This window comes from Photorhabdus akhurstii (assembly GCF_018448925.1).
GTDB lineage: Bacteria > Pseudomonadota > Gammaproteobacteria > Enterobacterales > Enterobacteriaceae > Photorhabdus > Photorhabdus akhurstii.
The window spans coordinates 1-10,627 of the sequence record NZ_RCWE01000045.1 but is presented as its reverse complement, the minus strand read 5'-3'; the positions used below and the strand labels follow the sequence as shown (position 1 = coordinate 10,627).

Here is a 10,627-nt window from a genome sequence, read left to right as displayed (position 1 = left end):
CATACTGGTGACGGGTGACGCGGGTGTCAGTATCCCCCCCGATTACAATACGGTGAAAACCAATATCACGAATGGACAGACCGCGATTATCTAACACGCTGACTGTTGGGGTTTGAGTATAAAGAGTGGTCTCAGACGGACTCATATCATATTCCTTCTATTTTGTTTTACAGCTTCCCTTCCAATGAAATGGAGAAAGATCGCAAGATTGATTTTAGATATGACAGACCTCTCCCACTCTGGCGAACAGAGTGGGAGGGATTAGTTAAAAGTTAATTTAAGAGAGTGTTCTCTTGACCTGGTTCGCGAAACTGGCGCCGCCGTCGCAGGCGGTATAATGCACCTGCACCAGTACATCATCCATATTTGCCAACAGTGCGGCCTGCATCTCATCCGCTTTCAATGTCTTATCGTCAATATGCTCATCCACAGAACGTGGGAAGTTGAGCGTCCATTTGGAAACTGCTCCAGTCCCCTCAAATGATAGATAGCGCTCATCCTCCAGACACAGCTCAAAGCTACCGGCATCATTAATGCCAGAAGAGAGCGCCACCTGCTGGCTGGCTCGCAAATTGGTGACAATATGCGTCGCATCACCCTCTTTATCTACCGGATTATTAAGATATTTAACCCCCCGGATATCTGCTGTGAGCAGCGTACTACTGCTAGTCTGGGTGAGCGTTGCCTTCACATTTTGATACGGCCCGATCAACGTCGGCAACGTCACTGACACCGTTTTAATCTGGCGCAAATAGTGCCCCGGATAGTCGTTGTCAAACAGCTTTTCGCTTAATGGAAAGTCGACTTTGCCTTCGGTTTTTAACTTACCAAAACCATCATCACCCAATAGGCTTTTGAGCGACACAGTACGGATCACGTTAAGACGGCGTTCGTGACGAACCAAATAGGCCGCTTCCATCTGATGCAAATTGAGTTGCAATGTCTCCCCCACTTGCAGACCACGATAATGGTCATTCCAGGTACCGGTCTGAATAAAAGTGGTCATGTAATTCCCCAATTCATACTGCCAGCAAGCTTGGGCAGAGAGGCAGAGAGCAACCACAGCGTCGTACGCCTGATAGTACAACGCGGATAATTGACCACTCAGCCACTGATACAAAGTCGCCTGGGTAAAACGGGTAGTCAGGTAAGTCAACATGGTCCGAATTTGCACCTGCTGTGCCTTCGCCTGTTGCAAGGAAGTCTGAGCCGCTTTTTCACGCACTGCCAGCGCATCCAACTGCTTCTGTAATGCGTCGACCTCAGACTGTGCCTGCTGGTATTGGATTTGCCACTCTTCACGGCGGCGACGGTAGTTTTCCGTGGTTGCCAAACGATCGGCCACCACGCTGGTGGCTTGACCGGCTGCCATCAACCCGATAGCAATCGCTTCTGTTACCCCTTCATAGCGCGAGCCGCCATCAGCAAAACCAAAGATATTCGGGAGCACTTTCAACGCGCCACTGGCAGTTTGTACGCCGGTGGAAGAAGATATCAGGGATTGTGCTGACGTTTGGGTGTCCATCACCAGTTGTTCCGCACTGGAGATGTTGTTCTGATACAAGGTGTAATAGTGATCATGACGCTGTTGCACCGTCGCCTGACTAGCTAGCAGCGCCAGACGATCCGCCGCCAATCCATCCAGCGTCTGTTGTTGCAACGTGATGGCATAGCTGGACATATCCAACAGTTGCTGTTGCGCCAACTCTTCCTGGCCGGCCCGCTCGCTACGCTCCAACAAGCTAAGCAGGTTCTGACCAAAACCGGTCAGCGTACCCACGGCGCTGTAAGCCCGCGGCAACATAGCGCTGAAACGGTATGGCGACACCGTCAACATGGCGCCACTGACGCCATTCGTCAACGTGCCGGATTGAGCGCGCTGAGCCAACAGTGCGACTGGATCAACTGGCGCAGCATACAGCGGCAGTGAAAGCGGCTTGCCATCAACGGTCAGGTTATGACGCAAATTGTATAACCGTGCATCCAACGTATCCCAGTGGGACAACATCAGGACATTGAGCGGTTCATTAAAATAGCCATTATCTGCCAGTCGCAAGTAACTAATGTTACGGCCCAGCAATGCGGGTAAAACAGCATTACTGTTAGCTAGCTGGTGCTCAAAGTCACGCAAAGCCGTTTTTTGCCCGGCGGCTAAGGTATCCAGGGTTTGCGGCGTCCAAGTGCTACTCAACGATACATCCGGACGAGGCCCTAACAATTCAGCGGCCAGATTGTAATAGACACGGGCCTGAGTCAGACCGTCACGAGTCAACTGGCGATACCACATATCTCCCTGAGCAATCAGGTTACTGACATAGGCGATAAACACCGCTTTCTGGTATATCACCGGATGGGCATAAGCCTGAGTATCCGGATCTATCGGATCGCCCACATGGCGTGATAGATCGCTGTCCCCCTCAACCAATGGACGTACATTCCAGTAAGCCGGGGCATTGTGTGGCTTGTTTTTCATCGCCGGGTCAAAGATATAATGCAGAAACTTTTGAGCCGGCGAAAACTGCTGTTCGCTAGCAAAGCGCGTAGCAACCAGAAACGGCAGGTGAAAGAACAATTCCCAGAAATAGAGACCGTTTGAACCGTTAAAGTCCATCGGCTCACTTTTGCCGTCAGTGACCAGATCGGCCTCCAGAGAAGGATCTGCCTGCAAGGTGTAATCCAGCAAACTATCCAGCCCCTGATTAGCTTTCTCAATCAAGGTACGTACAAAAGTGGTGTTAAGACGGGTTTTAGCTGGCAGGTTATTGTGATTAAAATCCAAATACTGTACCAAACCACATTTACTATCATAACGCGATTTTAACTGCGGATGGACATTCAGCGCCTTAGCCTCAACATCACGGAATACAACATAGACATTGAACCACTTACTGACCCAAGAATGGGTCCCTTGTTTCTGTTTCTTTGACGGACGGTCATAATGATCCCATACAACGCTCAAACAAACCTGTAGATAGTTTTTATTTGGGTCAGTGGAGAAATCTGTGTCGGACAGGGTATAACTAGTAGAATAAGTCGCACTGCTAGCAAGTTCGAAAGTTTGGCTACCACAATGCCTGAACAGGTTGCGGCCATCCGCAGTGTAGACACTAATTTCCTGACAGAATTTACGGTTATTGGCGATTTTACCGAAATTTTTGATAGTGGTTAGTGATAGAAAATCTGAATGTGAAACAAATCCAGTCTGAAGCTTATCATCCTTAATTGCGTAATTTAAATTATCATATATTGTGTTATTATAATTACACATTCCCACACGTATGCCATCTGGGATAGGTAGACAATCACTCGCAGGAGTCTCCCCTTTCCAAGCGATATAATGATCCTTCACGGTAACCTTAGAGTGCCCAGCAAATAGGTCAATCGGAAACACTGCTTTTTTGCTCCACTGATATAAGCCCCACGTTCCATTAGGTACAGATCCTTTACCATATTTGGCGGGATGATAGTTTATTGCCGCATTATGAAAGGTGTAATAATCGCCATCATGGTAATCCAGATAAAAACTTTCGTCCTTTTGCCACGAGAAACCATAGCCAGACGTAGAATTGTTTTCTATGTCGTCATAACTAAATGTATGACGGTTAATAAAACCCCCATTAATTGTGGTTTGGATATGGAGTGTCAGACCATCTTGATCGATATATACATAAGCACCTGTAGTATCCAGTTTCAAGTCATCAACTTTACCTACCCAACCCGTGTTTTCGGGATCTTCTGTTGGCTTGCCTGGAACAACCTCTGCTGGCTTGCCTGGAACAACCTTAGGAATAATATAATTTTTATAGTACACCGCAAATTGCAGGCAGTTTTGATCATTTGTTTCATCACGATAGTTACTGAACAAGATGCTCCTACTTGACGGCTTGAGAATATGGCGATTGAAAGCTGAATCACAATACAAGTAACCATACACAGCAGGACGGTTTTGGTATGGAGCTCCCATAAAATTACGCACAAATACTCCCAACATGAGACGACCATATGGGTTACTGTCAATGTTCTCCGTCGGGTCAACACTAAAATCGGTAGTAGCCAGCAAATTCACATCCCGTAGCATAATGTTATTTTCATTAATCAACAAACTACTGCGTGATATATCCTGATCACCATCCCCATTTTGTCGCGTCATCAGCGTAGTAGTATTCGGTGCCGTCCAAGTATCATCATAACGTTTATAGCCAAATTTTATGCTGTAGGAATGGGTCTTATCGATATTTTTGCCGTCATCCCCCTTTTGCACCACCGGATCACGTTCAACCCAAGCCACATACAGCCGGTCGTTATAAAACACCGGACGAACCGTATGCTCCAATACCGTATCACCAGATAGCGGCAAGGTGATTTCCTGCCAATCATTCCAACAATTTGGTGTCACCGGATTTCCCGCCGGATCTTGACGATTTTTACTCAAATCCATCTGACGCCAGTAGTACTGATACGGTTTGGTGGTGCTACGGCCGATAAAATAGTAAATGGCCTGGTCAAATTTATCCTGATTAATATAACCACTGAGCACATACAGATTACTCACCGCCTCAAACTCATTGAGATACCCCAGAACAGCATCTTGCACCCGGTCCGGGTCTAATCGGTTCTGGTTTAATGTGGTCTCCAGCTTCGAGAAATAATGGCTTTTTTCCTGCCGGGTGATGGGAGAAATGTAGTTTTCTGCGTAATTTCGAACCTCAGCACCGGCTGCCCAGACCGCATATTGGTTATCATTGTCGCGCCATTCGTTAGCTGTAGAGGGTTCCATCGCCTGACGTCCCGGTTCAGAACCGTTGACCAGACGAGTCATATATTGCTGTATGCTGGCAATCGCTTGAGCTACTCGGCTGGTCTTAACCTCATCGGACACTTCCGGGTCAATCAGCAAGTATTCGTACAAGTCCTCCACCGTCACTGGTTGGTCGTCGACGCCTTTCAGTGTCGGTGCCACAAAATTCATATAACCGGTCACCAGCGCATCACGCTGGGATTCATTCAGTTGCTTTTCCATTGTCGATAACATAATTACACCAGCCTTACTTAAATGGCGGTTTAGAACCAGCCCATTGGGCCTACGGAAAAATCAGATTCACCTATTCATTTGGCGAGTTTCGGCCATGTTCAGCGGCTACCTTTGACATGAGATACACCGGCCACCAGCGCCTGACCAGTGCTTTGCCAAAGAGCATAATCACTATCACGGCTCACAGCATAGCCTTGCTGTTGCTGTGTAACACCAAGGCCAGTCTGGTTCTGTGCCTGTCGCAAACGCAGAAGCGTATCCAGTTGTGGTGTGGTTTTAGCAATCCCGCCCAATACTGTCCAAGCGGCTTGCAACTCGTTAGTATCCCAACCTAGTAGCGTTGCCAACGTTTGTGCAGCATCAGCCTGACTCAACGATGCAGCAGCATTGGCTGCGTGCAAGTAGGCCAGTACATCATCTTCCGTACCACCACCGGCTTTCCCCACCTGGAGCAGCAGATCGCTGTAACGGCTTAAGGTATAGAGCATCCACAAACTGATATCGGTCACTATTTCTGCGGAAGCGCCAAAATAGGCTGGATAGTCCAGCAAGGTTTGCACCATCGCTGGACTCAGCATGAATTGTTGAGTCAACAAGGAGCGGCGTACCACTTCACGCAATAGGCTCAAATAGTCTGCGGGAATATCAGCCGCGGTTTTAACGGTCTCCTTCAATGCCCAAGTCGCACTCAACCACTGATAGACAGTTTTTCCACACCAACGCAACAACAATGCGGACAATGACTGACTCACGTTCAGAGTTTGCGTCAACAAACTGACAGCCACGCCTTGCTGAGTTTGCTTTGCCTGATTCAACGTATTCGTCAGAGTAGTAATTGCCAGCTTCTTATCTGCATCGGACAGATTCTGTGTATTGACCACCGTTGCTATAACACTTTCTATGCCGGCATTGGTCACCAGACCAACCTTATCGATAAGCGGGCTATTACCTGCCGAGAGCAAAGCAAACCAGTCAATAACGTGGCCGCTGGTATCAACTAATGGCACACCACTACGGGATAACAATGTTGCATCCACAAACGTACTGCCTAAGTTCTGCCACACCTGACGGATAAAATTCAATTGATCGTCAGTGCCTTGAGCGATAGAGACAAAGTTATTAACCAAGATAGTACCTTGGGAGAAAGTAAGGATCGTATTATGGCTATAAGGATGAATTCTGACTTCTGAGATCAAAGTATTCAGCGCCGATAGATCTTTAAAAGTCCCTTTAAGCGGAATATTCAGAATGTAGGTTTTAGTTGTGCCGATATATAACCAAGTATTTGACCAAACGAAAGGCCGATCCGAAGAGGTACCATAATTATCATTGAACGTAGCACCATCTGGCGCATCACCCGTCCAACTCATTTTACCATTCAAGCTTAAGCCTGACGGTAGAAGATAATGGAACTCTGAAATCCCATAACTTCCAGCATTACTCCCGCCGCGAAATGCTATCTGCTGCGTCAGAGTCAACTCACCGGATTGAGCGTCATAGGTCAGATCTTTCCAGCCAATGGAGACACGTTCCATCTGACCTGGATCAGAAATCGTGCCATAACTACCCGCTTTAGGCAGTGCCACTGAACTCTCATCTGACAATAGCAATTGTTGAGTACTGAATGGCAAATTATGCTGCTGTCCCCACTGCGCCAGTGCACTCAATGCCTGTAACAGGCTAAGGATATCCGCCGCCAAAGGGGAATCTTTTTGCGGTGCAGTGATGGTGGGTTTCCCTGCCAATTGCCGCCAAATGGTTCCTGTACCAGCATCCAGTCGGTCAACCAAAGCACAGAACGCTTCTGGACTTATCCCCAATGTGTGCGCCAGATTAGCCAGACGGTAGAAAGCTGACACCACAAACAGATTACAGTTGAGTGTACTTTGAGTGACATTTCCCTGTTGACGGGCAATATTATCCGCCAATAACAAGAACTGACGATGATTGAGGCCCAGTGCCGTGCTGATATGCTTAACACGCGCCCCATCTCCCCCAGTAGTCAATGTATAGACAAAATCCTGATTATCTATCACAAACGGTGTATCAAAGGTGCCGACGGTGTTAAACACTTGGTCTAAAAACGGTGTTGCTGGTGTAATGGCAAACGGGGTCACCTCTCGCAGCCAAGCAGCAAATTGTTTAGCGCTAACACCATACTTCGCCTGATAATGTTTGAACACTCCCAACATACGCAGCGTATTGTTATTCATCAACAGCGCAGTATTTCCTGCTTCCGCATCCATAGCAGAAGCCACCAACAGATCAATATCCTCATAGGACAGATTCAACCATTTTTGCAGGCGTACTATGCGGTTAATACGAGCCAACTTGTCATCTGTCAGATTGTTAACCGTCAGAGCAAAATGATCCTCCGCTCCACTGCGGCTTAGGGTAATCGCCTCCGGCTTACCGGCATGAATGAAGCGGGCACCATAGGTAAACGGCGTCGCTGTTGTATCACCAGAACTGACATTACCAGACTTAACCACCGTAGAACCGCCAACCGTTAAACACAACATCCGTTCTACCTGGGGTACAGTCAAACTTGTTCGGCCAGTCAGTATGGTCATATCGCTGAAACTGTTCGCCGTCAGCGAACTGTCACCATAATTTAGCTGATAGAAATTCTGACCGACGGTTTCCACAATGATTTTTTGCTGCTCTGGCGAAAACTGACTCGCCATGATTTGCAGTCGGGTCAAAGCACCGGCAGTCGCATCACTGAGTTTTCCTGCTGCTGTTACCCAGAAGTTTTGCGGCAGATCCAGCGTCTGTGGCAGAGTGATATCTTGCAACGTGGTACCCAATACCGACTGAGCTGTCTGAATCTGCTGGTGACCATAATGATATGGCAAATTATTAGGGTAACGGGTGGTGGAAAGTTTGGCGTTTACCGCTTCCAGATTAGCCAAACTCAGTTTCTTCTGAATGGCTTTGGACAGAATTTCATTAACCAACTGCAATTGTGGTACAACTTCATTGATCGCTTTATCATTAATTAACAAGGTGCCCAAATCGGGACGACGTTCCGCCAGCGTATTCATAATGGCACTGGCACCACTCTTTTCCTGTTCAAGGGCCAGTTGATAAATGTGTGTCAAATAGGCCACCGGCGCATCGTTGGCTTCCGGTGACCCGCTAGGTGCTTTATCTTTCCAGCCGATATTCGCATCCAAAAACTGTTTAGCATAATCTGGACCTGATACGGAGAACGGACTTCTCAAGCTAATCTGAACTGCCTGGCTAATAGGATTGCGGCGAAAATGGTGTAACACCTGATGGGCATAGCCCACCGCCAGATCATACATTTTTTCAGCACTGCGCCCTAGATCGGCACGATGCTCACGAATAAAACGTTCACGCGGCATACGTACCACATCAAACACTGAGGCATAACCAAGGTTAGCTAATTTACCGGGTAGGTTGTGGATCTCTTCAGTGCAGGAAATCAGGGGACTGACAAGTTGATTCATACGGACTCCTGAATTGAGGCTTCTCATGAGAAACAGTTTTTTCCTGCAAACAAATAATCACCGTCGTTATGTGCAGGAAAGGTACCAGAACAAACACACGCCTTTAGAACATCAGGTCGCCTGCCCTTCTAAAGACACCACACGATGACGATGTGTGAAGAAAAATAGAACAAATCACACAACTTGCTTACATTAAAAAACAAGATACAAACAATAAAACAACTTCACCTTTATATAATGATTTAGAGTAAGTATGCAGAGTGAATATTTACTTATATTGATGATTAATTCACAAAATAATCAATAAGAGTTCGCGAGATCATACTTTGAATAAGGTAATACCCAGAGTGCCGGAACATTAATGCATGACGGAGGTAATGGTAGAAAAATAGTCAACTATATCAATAAGATAAATATTATTAGTGTATTTTCATTATTTTTTTAAATAATCTAGTTTACTGAAAGGTAATAGAGAAGTAGATAAATCAAATTCAGTATACCAGAACAACTAACGCCCTTGATTAACTACCAGAGTACTTCTGAGGTAGGTAAAAAAGTTAACGATTGGCTGGCACAACATCCGAAATTTAAACTTTTGTTTTTACCAAACCATTAACCCTAGTTGAATAAAATAGAACGGCTATGGTAATCATGGCATGAGACAGTCACACGGAATCATTGCTGTCAATCTATGTGGTTATTACTCTAATTATGTTGATGTTTTTCTGGAATTGATTTCATCACAGCAAAAACTAAGAATGAAGAAATGGGTGTAGCGCTATTATAAATCCTTATTTAGCTTCTATCATTAGTATTTTCTGCCAGACGATTTAAAATCTGGCATGTCGATCTATGATAATCGAATATCTCCGCCCAATGTTGGGCGAAGATTTCCGGTAATGCTTATTGCAAGATATTAATTACAAAGAAAAAACTCGTCGTGCGGCTCCCACAGCACTGGTGCCATAGTCTATCGCATTAGCGATCCCGGTTGTGGTCAAGACCCTGCCTCTGATCTGATTACCAATCATGCCAGCGACATGATCTATACCACTACCGGCAGCACTTAACGCTCTGGAAATCCAACTCTCTCTTCCCATCACTCTGTGCAGGCCAGTTCCAATACCACCGACAAGCCCGCCGAGAACACTAAATATCGGCTCAAAGACAGGTCTGGCGACACTGAAATGTACTAATTGTCTGGCTAAACCGGCGGCATATGGGCTGACAACCCGGCCTAAGAGCCTACTCAAAAATCCACCACCCATTATTCTGTTGACAGCCATTTCAGCACCCAAACCAGCGGCATAACCCACTGCGTAATTCGCTAAATGTCCGGCGGGGTTACTAGCGACATCTAAACCAAAACCAATCCAGGAGCCATAATAGGTGCCAATACCGGCATGGATACCTGCCCGAGTACTCCCTTGCGTACCGGTGATCATCCCACCCGCCGCCCCACCCGCCGCTGCCCCGACTTCATGGGTAAGGGTAGAGGCAGTCCCTAACATAGTATCAATGGTGCCTACCGCACTCCCGGCCCCAATAGCGCCGCCAATCCCCCGATCAGCATTATTTATCCATGATCCCACAGCCCCTGTTACCGCCCCGGCGGCTGATGCAACACCGACACCTTGTGCCCGTGCGCCATAAGCCGCGGCTGAACTCGCTCCGGCAGCCGCGCCAGCCGCCGACTGTACTAACGTCGATTTCCCCTGTACGAGTCGAGCAAGTAATGCCCCGCCTTTTTCCAGCAGGCTACCGACGTTATATCCCATCAACGCGCCAATCCCCGCGCCTACGGCCGCAACCCCCAGAATGACGGGGATAGCCGCGCCAGCCGTAGCGGCAATGGTAGCCGCAAGACCGCCAATCGCAATCCCGCCGGCAATGGCTCTGCCAATTTTTTGTCCCCGTCTCATTGACGCGGACATTCCCTCATCAGGTTTACGAAACAAAAATGAAGCAAACCAAAATGTATTTCGATTTCTATTTGGAGACGGTGCTAATCCGTCATGGTCAGTCAATGTGATGGGGTTATTCCTCACCATTCGGTACAAATTCAGCCCATCCACGGTTCCCGCCGGATCAGCACTCAACCATCGACCCACCCAAGGTT

At 47.3% G+C, this 10,627-nt stretch carries 2 protein-coding genes and 2 pseudogenes; 1 reads left to right on the top strand and 3 read right to left on the bottom strand.

The features are described 5' to 3' along the window. Positions 1-277: 277 nt before the first annotated feature. Together EAE93_RS23110 and EAE93_RS23105 are read right to left on the bottom strand one after the other, a co-directional pair. Positions 278-5,032 (bottom strand): Tc toxin subunit A-related protein, encoded by a 4,755-nt coding sequence (locus EAE93_RS23110; protein WP_214040649.1) that lies wholly within the window; start codon positions 5,030-5,032, stop codon positions 278-280. A gap of 98 nt (positions 5,033-5,130) precedes the next feature. After that, entirely contained in the window at positions 5,131-8,508 is a 3,378-nt protein-coding gene (locus EAE93_RS23105; protein WP_214040648.1) for a Tc toxin subunit A, read from the bottom strand. Between the two features lie 550 nt (positions 8,509-9,058). Here EAE93_RS23105 and EAE93_RS23100 point away from each other — a divergent pair. After that, positions 9,059-9,295: pseudogene (locus tag EAE93_RS23100) on the top strand (IS630 family transposase); the annotation flags it as partial. Between the two features lie 133 nt (positions 9,296-9,428). Here the strand turns inward: EAE93_RS23100 and tccC are convergent. After that, positions 9,429-10,627, bottom strand: a pseudogene (gene tccC / locus EAE93_RS23095) (insecticidal toxin complex protein TccC); the annotation flags it as partial.